The following is an 18593-nucleotide window of genomic DNA, read 5'->3' as shown; positions in this document are numbered from 1 at the left end:
CAATTCTTAGGTGCTCGGCACCCTATTATTTTTTGCGTGTTCAACACGCTTATTATTGGATTTTTATGACAACTGAATCACAAATTACTTTCGCAGACTTAGGTCTTCCTCAATCTATTCTTGATGCCGTTAACCAAATCGGTTTCGTTACCCCATCGCCTATTCAACAAGAAACTATTCCGCACCTACTAGAAGGTCGCGATGTTTTAGGCATGGCACAAACTGGTAGTGGTAAAACAGCCGCGTTCTCTCTTCCATTACTTTCAAAAATTGATCCGAACGCTCGCCATCCACAAATGTTAGTTATGGCACCTACTCGTGAGTTAGCTATTCAGGTTGCTGATGCCTGTGAACAATTTACTAAAAATATGAAAGGTGTTCGTGTTGTAACCGTTTATGGTGGTCAACGCTATGACATTCAATTACGTGCATTAAAACAAGGTTCACAAGTCGTTGTAGGCACACCTGGTCGTATTCTTGACCATATTCGCCGCGGTACATTAGATCTTTCAGCCTTACAATCTATCGTATTAGATGAAGCTGATGAAATGTTACGCATGGGCTTTATTGATGATGTTGAAACCGTGATGGCAGAACTACCAGAGAATCATCAAACTGCACTCTTCTCTGCAACCATGCCAGAGCCAATTCGTCGCATCACTAAACGTTTTATGAAAAACCCGCAAGAGGTAAAAATTAAAGCTACGCAACGTTCTGCGCCAGACATTACTCAAAGCTATTGGTTAGTGAATGGCTTCCGTAAAAACGATGCCTTATTACGCTTCTTAGAAGTAGAAGAATTTGATGCTGCGATTATCTTCACTCGCACAAAAACTGGTACGGTTGATATTACTGAATTATGCGAACGTAATGGCTTCCGTACTGCAGCATTAAACGGAGATATGACCCAACAAGCGCGTGAGCAAACCTTAGATAAATTAAAATCTGGTCGCTTAGATATTTTAGTTGCAACTGACGTTGCTGCTCGTGGTATTGACATTGAACGCATCAGCTTAGTGGTAAACTACGATATTCCACTTGATGCAGAATCTTACGTTCACCGTATTGGTCGTACGGGCCGTGCTGGTCGTTCTGGTCGTGCATTATTATTTGTAGAACCACGCGAACGCCGTTTATTGCGCAACATCGAAAACTTGATGAAAAAGCCAATTGATGAAGTTTCGATTCCAAACCATGAAATGCTCATGGAAAAACGCCGGGCGAAATTCAAAGCACGCGTTGCTAAACAATTAGAACATCATGATTTAGAAAAATATCGTGAATTGCTTGAAGATTTATTTACAGCAGATCAAGATCATGAAGAATTAGCTGCAGCAATGATGATGATGTTACAAGAGAAACAAAAACTGATTCTGCCACCAGACCCTGCAATTCGCCCTGCTCGTCAAGAACGTGGACGTCGTGATCGTGATGATCGTCGTAGTGAGCGTGGTGGTCGTGAACATCGTGAAAATAACGGTGTGGCTATGGATTTATACCGTATTGAAATCGGCCGTGAAGATGGTGTAGAAGTCCGTCATATTGTAGGTGCTATTGCAAATGAAGGCGATATTAACAGCCGTTATATCGGACATATCAAGCTATATGATACTTACTCTACAATTGAGTTACCGCAAGGCATGCCTAACCATTTAGTACAACATTTTGCACAAAAATCTCGTGTGCTAAATAAACAAATGCAAATGTCATTATTAGGTCCAGCTGGTAGCCAATCAGGTCAATCATTTGAAGATCGTGGACGCCGTGATGATCGTCGTAATGACCGCCGCAACGACCGTCGCCGTGGCGAACGTGATAATGGTTTTAACAAAGATCGTAAAGGTGGCTTTAAAGAAAAACGCTTTAATGACCGCGGTCGTCGCTAATCCAGTTTAATATGTAAAGCTAAAGGTGGAGATTTCTCCACCTTTAATTTTAAAATTGCTCCATTATGTTTATTAAGAAATCCTATACTGATTGCCAAATTATCCCATCTGAAATGGATATTACCATGATGGAATATGCTATTAAGCTGGCGCAAAAAGCAGAAGCGCTGGGTGAAATTCCTGTTGGCGCGGTATTAGTGAGCTCTACTGGTGAAATCATTGGTGAAGGTTGGAATCAATCTATTCTCATGCATGATCCTACCGCTCACGCTGAAATGATGGCCATTCGCATGGCGGGACAATCTCTGCAAAATTATCGCTTAACTGACTGCACCTTATATGTCACCCTTGAACCTTGTGCAATGTGTGCTGGTGCTATTTTGCATAGCCGAATTGGTCGTTTGGTCTTTGGTGCTAGTGATTATAAAACCGGTGCAATTGGCTCTCGCTTTCATCTTTTTGAAGATTTTAAGATGAATCATTTACTCAATATTCAAGGTGGAGTATTAGGTTCTCTTTGCAGCCAACAAATTAGTGATTTTTTTAAAAAACGAAGAGCGTTCAAGAAAAGTCAAAAATAGACATCTCAATATTTACAAGCGGTCATTTTGATTAAAAGTTTTACAAAAAGAGGCTTTATGAATAATCATAAAGCCTCTTTGCTTATTCACTTCGCCAAATAAGCGTCGCCATTCTTCCCGTTCGGTTTTCTCTTCGATAAGAAAAGAATTTTTCCGGCTCACTAACCGTACAATGCTCTCCGCCACTTATTGAGGTAATGCCCAATTTATTCAAATGCTGTTTAGCCAGAAGATAAATATCGCCTAAATACTTTCCTGGTTGCTTTTCATCTGGCACAAAAGCATTTATCGCTTGAGCATTCTGTGCTACAAATTTATCAACCACTTCTTGACCAACCTGAAAAGTTTTTGCACCAATAGCAGGTCCGAGCCAAGCTTGAATTTCTGATGTCGGGCAAGTAAATTCTGCAATAGTATTTTCTAAAATTCCATCACATAACCCCTTCCAACCAGCATGTGCGGCCGCAATCTCTTGGCCATTTTGACTCACGAATAATACAGGTAAGCAATCTGCTGTCATGACTAAACAGACTTGGTTTGCTTGATTGGTATAAACCGCATCAGCTTCAACCGACTCACCTGAATAAGGCAAACGAATCACTTTAGTGCTATGCGTTTGCGCTAAAAACAGTGGTGGTTGCGGTAAACCAAACTGTGCTGTTAATAATCGTCGATTTTCCATAACATCATCAATGCTATCTCCCACATGATCGCCCAAATTAAAACTATCAAATGGGGCTTGGCTTACCCCACCTGTACGCAATGTCGTGAAAGCATGAATTGAATCTGGAACTTGCCAAGTTGGTAAAATCGCTTTAGGTTTCTTTTTCATTTCGCAAAAAAATCTTAAAAAATGACCGCTTGTTTATTTTCTTACCGCAATAGCTTCAATTTCTAAGCTAACATCTTTTGGTAAGCGAGCGACTTCCACACAAGAACGGGCTGGAAAACTAGGGTGCGCATTTTCACGGAAAAACGCTTCATATTCCGCATTTACGGTTGCGAAATCATTCAAATCTTTAACAAAAACCGTGGTTTTCACAATATCTGCAACCGAAAGTCCTGCTTGCTCAATAATCGCTTTAATATTTTCAAGCGATTGGCGAGCTTGCGCGGTAATCTCACTAGGAATATTGCCCGTTTTCGGATCGACTGGAATTTGTCCTGATGTGAACACTAATTGTCCTAAATCAACCGCTTGTACATAAGGGCCAATTGCTGCTGGTGCATTTTCAGTGTGAATCACTTTTGTCATGTTTGTATTCCTTTTCTCTAAGTAAAATAAAGTCAATAAAGTAATCGCATCATAGAATTTTTTACCTCTTGCTTCAATCATTTTTCTTTATTTAGCAATGCAAGTTATTTGCAAATCCGCTATTCGACAGGTAAACTTGCCATATTGGTATTTCTCAATATTGAGCAAAATTTATGGCTAAAAAAAGTGTAACGGCCCCGCCATCCTTTGAGGCAACGCTGAAAGAATTAGAAAATATTGTCAGTTTATTAGAATCTGGTGAATTGCCACTTGAAGAAGCGCTAAATGAATTTGAGCATGCTGTAAAATTAGTTCAGCAAGGACAAGAACGCTTACAAAATGCGGAGCAACGCATTCAAATTCTTTTAAATAAAAACGAACAAGCAGAATTAACGGATTATAACTAATCATGAATTATACGCTTTCTGACGATCTCGCATTTTTCCAAAAACGAATTAACGATTTTATTCAATCAGCATTAAAACATTATCCTAATGCTCGTTTAACTGAAGCGATGGCTTATGCCGTATTGTTAGGTGGAAAACGCGTACGTCCATTTTTAATTTATGCAACTGGCAGAATGCTCGGTGTCTCGCTAGATAAATTAGACACTAGCGCGGCGGCAATGGAATCCATTCACGCCTATTCTCTAGTGCATGATGATTTACCCGCAATGGATGATGATGCGCTTCGCCGTGGAAATCCAACATGCCATATTGCTTTTGATGAGGCCACCGCTATTTTGGCTGGCGATGCATTGCAAAGTATGGCTTTCTCGTTGATTAGCGATGATGAGAAATTAACCGATTCGCAAAAAGTTGCACAAATTAGCGCGCTTGCAACCGCTGCTGGGGCGAAAGGTATGTGCTTCGGGCAAAGTTTAGATTTGATTGCCGAAGATAAATCGGTCAGTCTCGCGGAATTAGAGCAAATCCATCGGAATAAAACAGGTGCACTAATTGAAACATCGGTCATGATGGGACTCAATCTCTCTCAATCCGCAAACGATATGCATATCCGGATACAATTACAACGTTATGCGCAAGCTATTGGATTAGCTTTTCAAGTACAAGATGATATTTTAGATGTTATTGGCGAAACCGAAAAAATTGGTAAGCAGGTTGGTGCTGATGAATATCTCCATAAAAGTACTTATCCAAAACTTTTAGGGTTAGAGGGCGCAAAACAAAAAGCACAAGATTTGTATGAGCAAGCCTTAGATGCGTTAGCGCAACTCTCTTTTGACACTAGCGCTTTAAAAGCATTAGCTGATTTTATTATTCACCGCGAAAGTTAATTTCTTTCGCTACTCTTTTTAAGTTAAGGAAATTTTATGTATTTAGCAGAAATTAAAGCAGAATTACAAGAAGCAGCAGATCTACTTGATAAATTCATGAATGATGAAAAAAACATTCAATTGATTCAAGATGCTGCTCTACTTATTGCAAACAGTTTTAAACAAGGCGGTAAAGTGCTTTCTTGTGGTAATGGTGGTTCACATTGCGATGCAATGCACTTTGCTGAAGAACTTACTGGTCGTTACCGTGAAAATCGTCCAGGTTACCCAGCAATCGCGATTTCAGATGTTAGCCATTTAAGCTGTGTCAGTAACGATTTTGGTTACGATTATGTTTTCTCTCGTTATCTAGAAGCGGTTGGAAATAAAGGTGACGTACTCTTTGGCTTATCTACCTCAGGTAACTCTAAGAATGTGTTAAATGCTATTAAAGTGGCTAAAGAAAAAGGCATGAAAGTGATTGCAATGACCGGTAAAGATGGTGGAGCAATGGCTGGATTAGCAGATGTTGAGATCCGTGTACCGCATTTCCGTTATGCTGACCGCACACAAGAAATCCACATTAAAGTTATCCATATTTTAATGATGTTAATTGAATTTGAAATGGCAAAAGTTGCTTAATTAGATTTTAATAAATTTACCTTTAAATACTGTGTATGCCATGCTCTTCCTCGTATAATGCAAAAACTTAATGTCATTATTAAGGATTAAGGCTATTACATATTTTAATGAAGGAACGCTAAATGAAATTTAATAAATCTATTTTATTTACTACTTTAATTGCCAGCGCAGTTGCATTAACAGCTTGCAACGAGGAGAAAAAAGTAGCACCAGCAAATAATGCACAAGCGACCCAAGAGAAAAAAGTTGATGCTCAAGATGCAAAAACACAGTTTGAGCAAGCTGTAAAAATCACGGCGACTAAACGTGCTTTAACAAAAGATGCCAAAGGTAATGCAACAGTTTCCGTTACCTATGACATTGAAAATACTGGAGATAAAGCAATTAAAGCAATTCACTGGATTAGTGCTTATTCATTTGAAGGTAAAATTCTTTACGTAGCAAATTTACCATTAGATTTTGCAGATGCTATTCCAGTAAAAGCAAAAGCAATATTTAATGAAACCACAGCCTTAGAAAATATTCCTGCTGAATTCCGCTCAACGGTTGAAAATCCTAACAGTAATATCCAAACGATCATTGGACCAATGAGCATTGAATTTGCAGATGGCTCAAAAATTATTGCTAATAAATAATTTTCAAAATCGCAAAAAGGCTGAACAATTGTTCAGCCTTTTCTATTTTAGTTTAGTGTCCAGCTGTTGGTAACCAGCCCATACTCATCAGGAAGTTCCACCAACCGAAACCAATAGTGGTATGTACTAATAGGCTACCAAAGGCAATGATGAAACCTGCAGTCCACCAAGATTTGATATCGTTATAGCCCGCTCCAAAAGTAATTGGACCTGGGCCACCGCCGTAGTGCGTTACCGAACCACCGTACGAGTTAGCAAATAGTAAACCTAACGTCAATAATTCAACTGGCGCACCTGCCACTTTCCCCACTGTTGCAAATACTGGGATCATCGCTGCTACATAAGCACCACCAGAAGCAAATAAGTAACGGACAGAAACACTTAAGATTAAGATAACAACCAGTGCCAACATACCGTGGTCACCGAAATCTAAATGTTTATTTAAAGTATCCGCTAACCATTCAAAGAATTTCGCATTTTCAAGGATTTTTGACATCCCGATAATACCGCCGTACCAAATTAAGGTATCCCAGCCTGCTTTGTTTTTACGTACGTCATCCCAAGAAACGATATTTAATACGATACAAAGCACCATAGTAATAAGTGCAACGGTTGTTGAGTTTACGCCAAGGAAATCAGCACAAATCCAGCCAAAAAGCGCTAACACAAATAACACCGCTAATGATTTCTCACGCATACTCATTGGGCCTAATTCTTCTAAGCCTTTTTTCGCAATATTTTTGTTATCTACATGTTTAAGTTCCGGTTTTGCGATGAAATAGCAAATTAACGGAATTAAAAATAAGCAAAGTAGACCTGGTACAGATGCCGCTAAGAACCATTCTATCCAGTTCACTTTAAAACCTAATACCGGCTCCATAATAGAAAGCGCTAATGCATTAGGTGCCATTGCGGTTAAGAAAAGATAGCTGGTTGTTTTTACCGTCATATAGACATTTAATAATAAATAACGTCCAGCTAATTTTGGTGATTTTTCAGGATCAGAACCTAGTGCTACCGCCACACTGTTGATAATTGGGAATACAATCCCACCCGCACGTGCGGTATTTGAAGGGGTTGCTGGCGATAATAGTAAATCCAAGAATACCGTAACATAACCTAAACGTAAGGTTGTATTACCAATCCATCCGATCATATAGTAGGCAATTCGTTTACCTAAACCAGTAATCACAAAAGCAGAGCTTAATGTGAAGGCTGTGAAAATCAACCACGTTGTGCCGGATTGATAACCTGAAAGGGTTTGTCCCACTTTCACTAATTTTTCAGCACCTGCGGTATTACCGATCGTTGCTGCGGATGCTGCAACAGCTGCTAATAAAATAACAGGCTCACCATAAGGCTTAATCACAAGCCCCACGATAGTTGCAATATAAATACCTAATAAACGCCAAGCAATCAAAGAAAGCCCTTCTGGCGCAGGGATTAAGAAAAATAGCACTGGAATCGCGACCAGTATTGCTAGTTTCTGCGTTTTAGATAACGCCATATTTCACCTCTATATGAAAGTTATAATGATAGAAAAAAAACCGTTAATGCGACTAAATCAGCACTTCCGCCACAGCTGATATTCTGTTTAACACAAGCCTGATCTAATTCCCTTAAACTCTGTGTTAACGCTGTCGCATTTTGTAAAATTTCTTTATTTTCTAACCGCTTGACAGCTTCAGTTTGAACAAAACTTAAGCCACTCATCCCTGCGCGATTGACTACATTTGTATCTTGGTTGTGTTGCATAAAGAAAAGTAATGCAATTTGTAATTGATGTTCGAAAGATTTATCTTGATACGATTGAAGCATTGCTAACGCTTGTTGCACGAGAATAAAACCACTTTCAGCTTCCCCTCTTGCACCTGTTAAGCCGTACTGCTGATAAAAACGCACACCCGCCGTTAAAGGTTGATCTTTCGGGTAGTGCTTCAGTTCATCACAAATGCCTTGCGTCATTTCTGCTACCAGATGACAAATCGCTGTTACATCATACGGCTTATTTTGCGCATATAGCCGACCAATCGCAGTGCAAACTAAGCCAAAAGCAAAAATCGCGCCTTTATGCGTATTCACATTTTGAGTCGCTTGATACATCGCTTTTTCAGCGAGCATTCCAAGCGGTCGAATTTGCGATAAAATTTGCGAAATATCGACTTTATAAGTTGTCATCCCTTTTAGCACAAATTGCAAAAAATAAGGACGAAGGGCTTCTGCACTTTGCTCAAAGGTTTGCACGGTCATATCTTGGTGCGAACCATTGTTCTCTAAATCAACCAACCCAGGTTTAGGGCTAAGATAAACCTCTTTTAATAATGCCTTATAGGCTAATTCTGCAATCCGTTCTGCAAAATAAACCGCTTGCGCACGATTTTGCATTTCCGCCAAAATCTCATCAATTGTGTGTGTACGATGCCTTGCACATACTTTTGCTTCTTGTTCACAAAGCAAACAAGATCTTGGAGGAAAGTCAAATTCAGCTCGACTCAACAACTTTCCATTTTTATCTATTACATCGAAATCCCACAGTCTAGATAACCGTGAACTATCTTCCAAAGCAATCATTTCACTTTTCAGTGTTGTCGCTTCAATAGCTAACACAAAAAGCGCTTCATGCCCGGTTTCAAGTGGACGAATCAATGCCTCAATAGGTTTAATGTTGAGCCGATTAAAACAAGCGGTCAGATTTTCCAATCCTTTTGCAAAAAGATAATCATACAATTCATTTTTTTTCACGCCACCGACTGCCGTTAACGTGAATGAAAGCAAGGTTTGTTGATGCTTCGCTAACAATTGTTGTTGCAAGAAAGCGCGATCTTCACGTGCTTGAAGTAGTGCTTCAAGTGAAATATCTACACCTTCTGTCGAGAATGTTTTGGAAATCTTTTGCAAAATATGACCGCTTGTTATTTTCTATCTTACGCTTTTACTTGGTAAACCGTGTCAATAACTGTGCCATCACGATAACGTACAACCGCCACAGGTTTGTCTGTAAATTCAATATCTTTTGGCTTGCCAGTAATGCTATAAGCACGCTCACAAAGCTGTTCTATAGTGAATAAGGCAATTCCTGCATTAGTTAGAGTTTCGATCAAGTCTGGACGTTTAGGGTTTACAGCAACGCCATGATCGGTCACTAAAATATCAATATTTTCACCAGGGGTTACACAAGTAATCACATTTTCAACTACCGTCGGAATACGTCCACGCACGAGTGGGGCAACAATAATTGCCACTTGTGCAGAGGCTGCCGTATCACAGTGACCACCAGAGGCACCACGAATCACACCATCAGAACCCGTTAATACGTTCACATTAAATTTCGTATCAATTTCTAATGCGGATAAAATAACCACGTCTAAACGTTCAACTGATGCGCCTTTTGAGCTAAAGTTTGCATATTGGTTAGCTGAAACTTCAATATGATTTGGATTGCGAGCTAACGATTCTGCGGCATCTTTGTCGAAAGATTGCACATCAATCAGTTTCTTAATGAGCCCTGCTTCATGTAATGCCACCATACTTGAGGTAATACCACCTAAGGCAAAACTTGCAGTAATATTTTCACGGTGCATTTTTTCTTCTAAGAAACGTGTTACTGCTAATGCTGCACCACCTGAGCCGGTTTGTAATGAAAAGCCATCTTTAAAATAGCCAGAATTGAAAATAACTTCCGCACATTTACGGGCAATTAACAATTCACGCGGATTGGTCGTCATACGTGTTGCGCCGCCACCGATTTTTTTCGGATCGCCCACTTCATCAACTTGTACGATTAAATCAACTTGATCTTGCCCAATACTGATTGGATTTAATGGGTATTCTCCAAATTCTTCGGTTAATAACACCACTTTATCTGCATATTCCGCATCTACTTTGGCATAACCCAGTGAGCCACATTTGCTTTTGCCGCTAAAGCCGTTAGCATTACCAAATTTATCGCACATTGGTACGCCTAAAAATGCGACATCAATTTTAAGCTCACCGGATTTCACTAAATGCACACGGCCACCGTGAGAGTGAATATTAACCGGCTCATTTAAGATACCTTTTGAAATTTCATCCGCTAATTGACCACGTAATCCTGATGAGTAAATTTTGGTTACCACACCATTTTTAATATGCTCAATAATTGGATAGTGGCTATCAATCAATGAACTTGACGCTAAAGTTAAGTTTTTAAACCCCATTTCAGCGATTTTATTCATGACCATATTTACCACAAAATCCCCAGCACGGAATGCATGGTGGAAAGAAACTGTCATGCCATCTTTTAAGCCTGAGCGGCGGATAGCCTCTTCTAAACTTTCACAAATTTTGCGATCTTTTGCAGTGCGAGCGAGAGATTCAGCTTTTGGTACAGCTTGGTAAACTGGGCGATTGGCATTAAATTTTGCAACACGTTGTTCTCTGGTTGTCATCTTCTTTCTCCCTTACTCTTCACGAATGCCTGATTTTGCACGCTCAAGCACTAATCTTGCACGGTCAATAATTGGCGCATCAATCATTTTGCCGTTAAGTGAAACGACACCTAAACCATTACGTTCAGCTTCTTCTGCTGCCGCAATAATTTTCTCTGCTTGATCTACATCTTTTTGTGTTGGTGCAAAAAGATTGTGCAAAAGCTCAATTTGACGAGGGTTAACTAAAGATTTACCATCGAAGCCTAACTGTTTAATCAATGCAGCCTCTTTTAAGAAGCCTTCTTCATTATTCGCATTAGAATAAACCGTATCAAAAGCCTGAATACCAGCCGCACGTGCTGCTTGTAAAATAGAACAACGGGCAAATAATAATTCAATCCCTTCTGGCGAACGCTCAGTTTTTAAGTTACGCACATAGTCTTCCGCACCAAGTGCAATACCAATTAACCGTTTTGAAGCGGTAGCAATTTGATTTGCTTGGGTAATCCCTAATGGAGATTCAATCGCTGCTAGCATTTTGGTTGAGCCTACTTCGCGTCCGCACGCTTTTTCAATTTCTGTAATGGCTAAATCCATATCCACCACATCTTGTGCCGTTTCAGTTTTCGGCATACGTACTACATCAACGCCCGCTCTGACAACCGCATTTAGGTCGTTTAATCCGAACTCAGAATCAAGTGGGTTTACACGTACCACTGTTTCAATTTCTTGATAAAGTGGGTGTTGTAATGCGTGTGCCACTAGAATACGCGCAGAATCTTTCTCTTTTAATGCCACCGCATCTTCAAGATCGAACATAATTGAATCTGGCTTATAAATAAAAGTGTTGCTAATCATTGCCGCATTAGAACCCGGCACGAATAACATACTTCTTCTTAATTTAATCGGCTCACTCATAGCACTTTCTCCCAATCAATAGCTTCATCGGTTGCACGCAAAAGTGCTGCTTTTAATCTTGCTCGTAATACACAATCTAATGCGCCTTTATCTTCAACAATAATTTTTGCGGCAGTGACGTTGAACTGCGCTAGCACTTCATTGATAGTCGCTAAAATATCATCACCAAATTGTTTACCCACAGAACTATTCAGTTCAATTTCAAGTGAGCTATTTGGCGCGATACGAATTTGTGCATCGCTAGATTCTAATGTACCTGCGATGGCATCTTTAGTTATCTGCATAGACTATTCTCCAATTACGCTTTTTCAGATTCATTGTTCACGAAATCTAAACCTTTTTGAATATCATCTCTTAAAATGCTATCGATTTCTTGTAATTTAGCTTTTTCATAAGCGCTTAACTCACCTAATGGCAATACTTCCTCTACGCCTTCTAAGCCAAAACGTACTTGGCAAGCAAAGAATTCTGGTAAGCCACTTCCTTCTGGTGTTTGAACATAAGCATAACGAACACAGCCATCACCTAACAGAGCTTTAAATACTGCAATGGCAAAACGTGCACCAGATTCAGCCATTGATAAAGTCGCAGAACCGCCACCAGCTTTTGCTTCAACAACTTCTGTACCAGCATTTTGAATACGATGAGTTAAATACTCAATTTCTTCTTTTCTTAGTTCAATTTTTAAACCACGAGAAAGGGCTTGTGAAAGGAGAGGTAGAATGGTTGGACCAGAATGCCCACCAACAACAGGAACTTTAACAGTAGTTGGATTTTGATGTTTCAGCTCGGAAACAAAACTCTTCGCACGTACAACATCTAAGGTTGTTACACCAAAAAGCTTTCTTTTATCATAAATGCCTTTATTGCGTAATACTTGTGCAGCAATCGGTACTAAAGTGTTTACTGGATTCGTGACAATACCGATACAAGCTTTAGGACAAATCTCCGCCACTTTCTCTACAAGGTTTTTAATAATTCCCGCGTTGATATTAAAGAGATCTGCACGAGTCATACCCGGTTTACGTGCAATCCCTGCAGTAATTAGCACCATATGTGCATCCTCTAATGCTTTATCTAAGTCATCACCAGCATAACCTTTCACTTTTACAGCACTTGGGATGTGGCTAATATCCACCGCAACACCTGGGGTTACTGGAGAAATATCATATAAAGCTAGCTCTGATTCTGCAGGTAAATTTAGTTTTAATAACAAAGCTAAAGTTTGACCGATACCACCAGCTGCACCTAAAAGCGTTAGTTTCATAACATCACCTCTTTAAATAAATATGAATAAATTTCAACTAATTTACATTTTAACGTAATTTTTTGAAAAATCTAATTAAAAATAGTTATGCTTGACATAAATCAACGACTATTTTTGCAAATTCTCAAGAAAATTATCGCTAACCCAAAATCACATTCCCAGAAACAAAAAAAGAAAGATAACTTTCGCTATCTTTCTTTTTTCTGTTAAATATCTAATTGCGCATACAATGCATTGCTTTCAATGAAGTCACGTCGTGGCTCTACCTCATCGCCCATTAACGTGCTAAATAATTTATCTGCCGCAATAGCATCTGTAATATTTACCTGTAACATCTTACGCGAAACCGGATCCATCGTTGTTTCCCATAACTGTTCCGGATTCATCTCACCTAATCCTTTATAGCGCTGAATCGTTAAGCCTTTACGAGATTCTTTCACTAACCAGTCTAAAGCTTCTGCAAAACTGCTAATTGCTTGACGTCGTTCACCGCGCATTACATAGGCCGTTGGGGTTAACAAATCGTTTAGTTGTTCGCCTAATGCCACAATGCTTTGGTATTCTTGGCTAGAAATGAAATTAAAATCGATACGATAAGTTGTATCCATACCATGTGTAGTAACAATCACTTCTGGCTCATAAATTTGGCGCTCAGCATTGAAGAACAGATTACCACGGTAGAAATTGCCACTGGTTTCTTTAGACACTAATGCGTTGACAAATTGTTCTACCCAAGCGGTCATTTTTGTTTGATCTTTCACTAATTCAGCTGAAAGTGCTGGTGTATAAATCAATTCATTTAACAATGGTTGTGGGTAGCGACGAACTAAACGTTCAAAACGTTTTTGTACATCATTATACTGACCAATTAAACTTTCTAATGACACACCACTTAATGCTGGCGCATCTTCGCTAACATAAAGCCCTGCACCTTCTAAAGCAATATCAACTTCATATTGCGCCATTTCATCATTATCTTGGATATAGCGCTCTTGTTTACCTTTTTTCACTTTATATAGTGGCGGTTGCGCAATATAAATGTAGCCGTTTTCAATCAATTCTGGCATTTGACGATAGAAGAAAGTCAGCAATAAAGTACGAATATGCGCACCATCGACATCGGCATCGGTCATGATAATGATTTTGTGATAACGTAATTTCTCAACGTTATAATCTTCACGACCAATTCCCGTTCCTAATGCGGTAATTAACGTTGCAACCTCTTGAGAAGAAAGCATTTTATCAAAGCGTGCTTTCTCTACATTTAAAATTTTCCCTTTCAATGGCAAAATCGCTTGGTTTTTACGATCACGACCTTGTTTTGCCGAACCACCCGCAGAGTCCCCCTCCACCAAGTACAATTCTGAAAGCGCAGGATCTTTTTCCTGACAATCCGCTAATTTACCTGGTAATCCACCTAAATCTAACGCACCTTTACGGCGTGTCATTTCACGCGCTTTACGCGCAGCTTCACGTGCACGTGCAGCATCAATAATTTTGGTCACGATATTTTTCGCATCATCTGGATTTTCAGCTAAATATTCTGCTAATGCTTCATTCATGGTACTTTCTACTGCACCACGCACTTCAGAAGAAACCAATTTATCTTTTGTTTGTGAAGAGAATTTTGGATCAGGCACTTTTACAGAAATCACTGCGACTAAACCTTCGCGCGCATCATCACCTGAAGCATCAATATTCGCATCTGCTTTTTTAAGCACACCGCTATTATCCATGTAGTTTTTCAATGCACGAGTTAATGCTGCTCTGAAGCCTGCTAAGTGCGTACCACCATCACGCTGTGGAATATTATTGGTAAAGCAATATACGTTTTCGTTATAGCTATCGTTCCATTGCAAAGAAACTTCAACGCCAATGCCATCTTTTTCAGTAGAAAGATAGAAAGGCGTATTATGAATATGCGTTTTGCCTTCATTTAAATACTCAACATAGGCTTTAATCCCACCTTCATATTTAAAATGTTCTTCCTGACCTGAACGCTCATCAACTAATCGAATAGATACGCCAGAGTTTAAGAAAGAAAGTTCACGCAAACGTTTTGAAAGGATTTTATATTCAAAATCAGTTTTATTTTTGAAAATCTCTAGGCTTGGCCAAAAACGCACCATGGTACCTGTTTTTTCAGTATCACCAATAATGCTTAATGGTGCGTCAGGTTCACCTAAGCTATAGAATTGTTCGTGAACATGACCTTCACGGCGAATAGTTAATTGCAATTTAGATGAAAGTGCATTAACTACAGAAACACCTACACCGTGTAAACCGCCAGACACTTTATAAGAGTTATCATCGAATTTACCACCTGCGTGAAGTACAGTCATGATAACTTCAGCTGCAGACACACCTTCTTCTGGGTGAATCCCAACAGGAATACCACGGCCATCATCTTGCACTGAAACTGAGTTATCTGAATGAATCGTAACGATAATGTCTTTACAATAACCCGCTAACGCTTCGTCAATCGCGTTATCAACAACTTCAAATACCATGTGATGTAAACCGGTGCCGTCATCGGTATCACCAATATACATCCCTGGGCGCTTTCTTACTGCATCCAGACCACGTAAAACTTTAATACTTGAAGAATCGTAATTCGGTTGATTGAGTTCAGACATTCGTTGTTCCTAACATAACAAAAAAATGGTGGCATTTATGCCAAAAATTGTTGGAATTATAGCAGAAAAACACTAAAAGGCGAAATATAAGATAAAAAGGGACTAAATCGCTAAACGATGCTCTCCCGCATAAATTGTGGCTCGCCCTTTTCTTGCAAATGCCAATAACGTAAATTGATTTTCTTTTGCTAAATTTACCGCCATTTCCGTTGTTGCAGAAATAGCACACAGCATTTCAATGCCAACAGCTAGACACTTTTGCACCATTTCAAAACTTGCCCGACTAGTCACAAAGACAAATCCAACTGGTCGTTCTGCTTTTTCATACCAACCGATAAGTTTATCTAAAGCGACATGTCGCCCCACATCTTCTCGAATTGCCAGAAGCTTACCGTCTAAGGAGAAAAAGGCTGCTGCATGGCTCGCGCCAGTTTCTTGCGCTAATGTTTGAGCTTGTTCTAATTGCGCTAAACATTCTGCCAAAATATGCGGGTTTACTTGTTTCAAGCGATCATTTTTTTGTGCTAATTGGCGACTTTGGTTTACCTGTTCTAGCTGCTCTACTCCACAAATGCCGCACCCTGTTCGGCCAGTCATCGCACGGCGTTTTTCTTTTAATGCAACAAAACAACGGGTTGCCATTTCAATTTGGACTTCCACCCCTTCACACTGAGGAACAATATCCATGCCGTAAATTTCAGATTTATTCGAAATAATGCCTTCGTTTAAAGAAAACCCAAGCGCAAAATCCTCTAAATCTTGCGGCGTTGCCATCATCACCGCATGGGAAATACCGTTATACACTAAAGCCACTGGCACTTCAGCGATTACATTATCTTCCACTTTTGTTTGAACAAGCGCTTCGTTAGTTAATTGCAATTTAATTGCGGCAGTTTTGATTTTTGTCTGCATGCTTTTCTCAATTTCCAGATAACGGCAATCATTGCCTAAAATAATGGTAAATTATCTAATAAAACAGACCGCTTGCAAGCCTTATATTGCTCACAAGCGGTCATTTTCTGATTAAATTTTACAAATTTCGGTTTATAGTTTTTCAACCAATTCAACCGCATACCCAATATACGTTGCCGGTGTCATTGTTTTTAAGCGCGCTTTTTCTGCATCTGGAATAGCTAAACTGTCAATAAAGGCACGCATTGCCGCCTCATCAACACGTTTACCACGTGTTAACTCTTTGAGTTTTTCATACGGTTTTTCAATGCCATAACGGCGCATTACGGTCTGAATAGGTTCGGCCAACACTTCCCAGTTTTGATTTAACTCATCACGTAAATGCTGTTCATTTACCTCTAATTTACTAATGCCTTTTAAGGTTGAGGCATAAGCAATTAACGCGTAACCTAATCCTACACCTAAATTTCTTAATACCGTAGAATCGGTTAAATCACGCTGCCAACGAGAAATTGGTAATTTTTGCCCTAAGTGGGTCATCACCGCATTTGCTAACCCTAAGTTACCTTCAGAGTTTTCAAAATCGATTGGATTAACTTTATGTGGCATGGTTGAAGATCCAATTTCCCCTGCAATGGTACGTTGTTTGAAATGATTTAATGCGATGTAGCCCCACATATCACGGTCAAAATCGATCACGATCGTATTAAAACGAGCTACACAATCAAAGAACTCAGCAATGTAATCATGTGGTTCAATTTGTGTAGTATATGGATTCCAAGTCACGCCTAAAGATTGTTCAATAAACTCTTGGCTAAAGGTATGCCAATCAACATCTGGATATGCCGAAAGATGCGCATTGTAGTTACCTACCGCCCCATTGATTTTCGCTAAAATTTCTACATTTTCTAATTGTTTGTATTGGCGTTGTAGGCGATAAGCTACGTTTGCCATCTCTTTACCAATCGTCGTTGGGCTAGCTGGTTGTCCATGTGTACGAGAAAGTAATGGAATATGCTGATAGCGTTTTGCTAACTCAGTTACTGCATCAATCACTTTTTTCCATTCTGGTAATAACACCTCTTCACGCGCCGTTTTAAGCATAAGCGCATGAGAAGTATTATTGATATCTTCCGAGGTGCAAGCAAAATGAATAAATTCATTTATCGCGTGTAATTCTGGTAACGCCTCACATTTTTCTTTTAAGAAATATTCAACCGCTTTTACATCATGATTGGTTGTACGTTCAATTTCTTTAATTCGATTAGCGTCTTCTAATGAGAAATTGGCAACAATCTGATTAAGGTAATCGTTTGCTTTTTCAGAAAAAGCTGGAACTTCTTTGATTTGTGCGTGCGAAGCCAGTTTTTGTAACCAGCGTACTTCCACTGTCACACGATATTTTAATAAACCGAATTCACTAAAAATTGGGCGCAACGCGGCTGTTTTATCTTGATAGCGCCCATCAATTGGCGATAATGCGGTTAAGGCTGTCAGTTCCATTAAGATTTCTCCGTATATTCAATGGTTAATAAATTGATTGAAAATGTTCACGTGCATGGTCAAAAATTTTACGGCGTGAAAATAAAAATTGCCAACGGGTACCGCCCACTTGCTGCCATAAAATCGCTGAACGAATACCGGCTAATAATACCGCGCGAATTTTGTGTTGAATGTCTGGGCGAACTAAATAATCTTGTAATCCAAAGACGTGAATTTTTTGTCCAAGCGGGCTGATAATGTCGCTATAAATAGCGGCTAAATTTGCAATCATTTGATCTGCCATCACATTATCATCATAAAGTGAAAGCTGACGTTTAATTTGCTGCAAACGCTGTGCTAACTGTGTTTTTGCGTCACTGTTTTGATTCAATTTACGCCCAAGCGCTAATAAGCTAATCCAATAACGCCCGATTTCAGTATCTAGCTTACCTTGGCCACTGCTAAGTTGCGCCATAGCAGTTTCAAAGCCTACTTTTAAATTAGCAAGGCTATCACCATAAACGTTAAGCGTAGATTCTGGGGAGGTAACCAACAAACTTTTAATTAAAGTTTCAAAAGCCTCTTTCTGTTCGACTTGACCAGTATGTGCTAACTCTTGCACTAATTTTGCAGCTTGGCAGACACCTGCATAAGCCATACTAATTTCTGAATAATTTGCCATATACTACCATTT

The 18593-nt window shown here is 39.4% G+C and carries 18 protein-coding genes; 6 read left to right on the top strand and 12 right to left on the bottom strand.

Annotated elements, in window-relative coordinates:
- Positions 1 to 65 precede the first annotated feature (65 nt).
- Positions 66 to 1886: a DEAD/DEAH box helicase gene (locus HMPREF1128_RS03265; RefSeq protein WP_007525333.1), complete on the top strand. Its 1821-nt coding sequence runs from the start codon at positions 66 to 68 to the stop codon at positions 1884 to 1886.
- Between the two features lie 65 nt (positions 1887 to 1951).
- Positions 1952 to 2467 (top strand): tRNA adenosine(34) deaminase TadA, encoded by a 516-nt coding sequence (gene tadA / locus HMPREF1128_RS03260; protein WP_007525539.1) that lies wholly within the window; start codon positions 1952 to 1954, stop codon positions 2465 to 2467.
- An 82-nt stretch (positions 2468 to 2549) separates the two neighbouring features.
- Here tadA and pgeF read toward each other — a convergent pair whose 3' ends face one another.
- Together pgeF and HMPREF1128_RS03250 are read right to left on the bottom strand one after the other, a co-directional pair.
- On the bottom strand, positions 2550 to 3299 hold the full coding sequence (gene pgeF / locus HMPREF1128_RS03255; RefSeq protein ID WP_007524135.1) for a peptidoglycan editing factor PgeF: 750 nt from the start codon (positions 3297 to 3299) through the stop codon (positions 2550 to 2552).
- 33 nt (positions 3300 to 3332) lie between these two features.
- Complete coding sequence (locus HMPREF1128_RS03250) at positions 3333 to 3722, bottom strand: RidA family protein (protein WP_007524446.1); 390 nt, start codon at positions 3720 to 3722, stop codon at positions 3333 to 3335.
- A 173-nt stretch (positions 3723 to 3895) separates the two neighbouring features.
- On the opposite strand from HMPREF1128_RS03250, the gene xseB reads away from it, so the two are divergent.
- The 4 genes from xseB to HMPREF1128_RS03230 all read left to right on the top strand — a co-directional run bounded on the left by xseB (position 3896) and on the right by HMPREF1128_RS03230 (position 6275).
- A complete protein-coding gene (gene xseB, locus HMPREF1128_RS03245) occupies positions 3896 to 4129 on the top strand; it encodes an exodeoxyribonuclease VII small subunit (protein ID WP_007524374.1) in 234 nt (77 codons plus the stop codon).
- A 2-nt stretch (positions 4130 to 4131) separates the two neighbouring features.
- Positions 4132 to 5019: a (2E,6E)-farnesyl diphosphate synthase gene (gene ispA / locus HMPREF1128_RS03240; protein ID WP_007524174.1), complete on the top strand. Its 888-nt coding sequence runs from the start codon at positions 4132 to 4134 to the stop codon at positions 5017 to 5019.
- Between the two features lie 36 nt (positions 5020 to 5055).
- Positions 5056 to 5640: a D-sedoheptulose 7-phosphate isomerase gene (gene lpcA / locus HMPREF1128_RS03235; RefSeq protein WP_007524368.1), complete on the top strand. Its 585-nt coding sequence runs from the start codon at positions 5056 to 5058 to the stop codon at positions 5638 to 5640.
- Between the two features lie 122 nt (positions 5641 to 5762).
- The gene (locus tag HMPREF1128_RS03230; RefSeq protein WP_007525386.1) at positions 5763 to 6275 is read left to right on the top strand and encodes a hypothetical protein; all 513 of its coding nucleotides are present in this window, start codon (positions 5763 to 5765) and stop codon (positions 6273 to 6275) included.
- Between the two features lie 52 nt (positions 6276 to 6327).
- Here HMPREF1128_RS03230 and HMPREF1128_RS03225 read toward each other — a convergent pair whose 3' ends face one another.
- From HMPREF1128_RS03225 to hflD, 10 genes are all read right to left on the bottom strand, one after another.
- A complete protein-coding gene (locus tag HMPREF1128_RS03225) occupies positions 6328 to 7782 on the bottom strand; it encodes an anion permease (RefSeq protein ID WP_007525284.1) in 1455 nt (484 codons plus the stop codon).
- Between the two features lie 20 nt (positions 7783 to 7802).
- Positions 7803 to 9173, bottom strand: coding sequence for a triphosphoribosyl-dephospho-CoA synthase CitG (citG, locus tag HMPREF1128_RS03220; protein ID WP_007525194.1), 1371 nt, complete (start codon positions 9171 to 9173; stop codon positions 7803 to 7805).
- Between the two features lie 26 nt (positions 9174 to 9199).
- A complete protein-coding gene (citF, locus tag HMPREF1128_RS03215; RefSeq protein WP_007524939.1) occupies positions 9200 to 10702 on the bottom strand; it encodes a citrate lyase subunit alpha in 1503 nt (500 codons plus the stop codon).
- A 12-nt stretch (positions 10703 to 10714) separates the two neighbouring features.
- Positions 10715 to 11590 carry a citrate (pro-3S)-lyase subunit beta gene (citE, locus tag HMPREF1128_RS03210; RefSeq protein ID WP_029495355.1) on the bottom strand — a complete coding sequence of 292 codons (876 nt, stop codon included), beginning with the start codon at positions 11588 to 11590 and terminating at the stop codon, positions 10715 to 10717.
- Positions 11591 to 11598: 8 nt separating this feature from the next.
- On the bottom strand, positions 11599 to 11886 hold the full coding sequence (gene citD, locus HMPREF1128_RS03205) for a citrate lyase acyl carrier protein (protein WP_007525453.1): 288 nt from the start codon (positions 11884 to 11886) through the stop codon (positions 11599 to 11601).
- Positions 11887 to 11900: 14 nt separating this feature from the next.
- The gene (gene mdh, locus HMPREF1128_RS03200; protein WP_007524050.1) at positions 11901 to 12869 is read right to left on the bottom strand and encodes a malate dehydrogenase; all 969 of its coding nucleotides are present in this window, start codon (positions 12867 to 12869) and stop codon (positions 11901 to 11903) included.
- Between the two features lie 206 nt (positions 12870 to 13075).
- Positions 13076 to 15505, bottom strand: a complete 2430-nt coding sequence (gyrB, locus tag HMPREF1128_RS03195; RefSeq protein ID WP_007524937.1) for a DNA topoisomerase (ATP-hydrolyzing) subunit B — start codon at positions 15503 to 15505, stop codon at positions 13076 to 13078.
- 102 nt (positions 15506 to 15607) lie between these two features.
- On the bottom strand, positions 15608 to 16417 hold the full coding sequence (fdhD, locus tag HMPREF1128_RS03190) for a formate dehydrogenase accessory sulfurtransferase FdhD (protein WP_007525287.1): 810 nt from the start codon (positions 16415 to 16417) through the stop codon (positions 15608 to 15610).
- A gap of 132 nt (positions 16418 to 16549) precedes the next feature.
- The gene (gene purB, locus HMPREF1128_RS03185) at positions 16550 to 17920 is read right to left on the bottom strand and encodes an adenylosuccinate lyase (protein WP_007525455.1); all 1371 of its coding nucleotides are present in this window, start codon (positions 17918 to 17920) and stop codon (positions 16550 to 16552) included.
- Between the two features lie 25 nt (positions 17921 to 17945).
- Positions 17946 to 18581 (bottom strand): high frequency lysogenization protein HflD, encoded by a 636-nt coding sequence (gene hflD, locus HMPREF1128_RS03180; RefSeq protein WP_007524721.1) that lies wholly within the window; start codon positions 18579 to 18581, stop codon positions 17946 to 17948.
- Positions 18582 to 18593: the final 12 nt, after the last annotated feature.

Source organism: Haemophilus sputorum HK 2154, assembly GCF_000287615.1.
Lineage (GTDB): Bacteria > Pseudomonadota > Gammaproteobacteria > Enterobacterales > Pasteurellaceae > Haemophilus_A > Haemophilus_A sputorum.
This window is presented reverse-complemented; position numbering and strand designations above follow the sequence as displayed.

What these genes read in the sequence shown, in the direction of transcription:
- HMPREF1128_RS03250 (WP_007524446.1), bottom strand. Translation starts at nt 3,722, where the DNA reads ATGACAAAAGTGATTCACACTGAAAATGCACCAGCAGCAATTGGCCCT.
- xseB (WP_007524374.1), top strand. Translation starts at nt 3,896, where the DNA reads ATGGCTAAAAAAAGTGTAACGGCCCCGCCATCCTTTGAGGCAACGCTG.
- lpcA (WP_007524368.1), top strand. Translation starts at nt 5,056, where the DNA reads ATGTATTTAGCAGAAATTAAAGCAGAATTACAAGAAGCAGCAGATCTA.
- fdhD (WP_007525287.1), bottom strand. Translation starts at nt 16,417, where the DNA reads ATGCAGACAAAAATCAAAACTGCCGCAATTAAATTGCAATTAACTAAC.
- ispA (WP_007524174.1), top strand. Translation starts at nt 4,132, where the DNA reads ATGAATTATACGCTTTCTGACGATCTCGCATTTTTCCAAAAACGAATT.
- HMPREF1128_RS03265 (WP_007525333.1), top strand. Translation starts at nt 66, where the DNA reads ATGACAACTGAATCACAAATTACTTTCGCAGACTTAGGTCTTCCTCAA.
- HMPREF1128_RS03225 (WP_007525284.1), bottom strand. Translation starts at nt 7,782, where the DNA reads ATGGCGTTATCTAAAACGCAGAAACTAGCAATACTGGTCGCGATTCCA.
- hflD (WP_007524721.1), bottom strand. Translation starts at nt 18,581, where the DNA reads ATGGCAAATTATTCAGAAATTAGTATGGCTTATGCAGGTGTCTGCCAA.
- HMPREF1128_RS03230 (WP_007525386.1), top strand. Translation starts at nt 5,763, where the DNA reads ATGAAATTTAATAAATCTATTTTATTTACTACTTTAATTGCCAGCGCA.
- pgeF (WP_007524135.1), bottom strand. Translation starts at nt 3,299, where the DNA reads ATGAAAAAGAAACCTAAAGCGATTTTACCAACTTGGCAAGTTCCAGAT.
- purB (WP_007525455.1), bottom strand. Translation starts at nt 17,920, where the DNA reads ATGGAACTGACAGCCTTAACCGCATTATCGCCAATTGATGGGCGCTAT.
- gyrB (WP_007524937.1), bottom strand. Translation starts at nt 15,505, where the DNA reads ATGTCTGAACTCAATCAACCGAATTACGATTCTTCAAGTATTAAAGTT.
- citD (WP_007525453.1), bottom strand. Translation starts at nt 11,886, where the DNA reads ATGCAGATAACTAAAGATGCCATCGCAGGTACATTAGAATCTAGCGAT.
- tadA (WP_007525539.1), top strand. Translation starts at nt 1,952, where the DNA reads ATGTTTATTAAGAAATCCTATACTGATTGCCAAATTATCCCATCTGAA.
- mdh (WP_007524050.1), bottom strand. Translation starts at nt 12,869, where the DNA reads ATGAAACTAACGCTTTTAGGTGCAGCTGGTGGTATCGGTCAAACTTTA.
- citF (WP_007524939.1), bottom strand. Translation starts at nt 10,702, where the DNA reads ATGACAACCAGAGAACAACGTGTTGCAAAATTTAATGCCAATCGCCCA.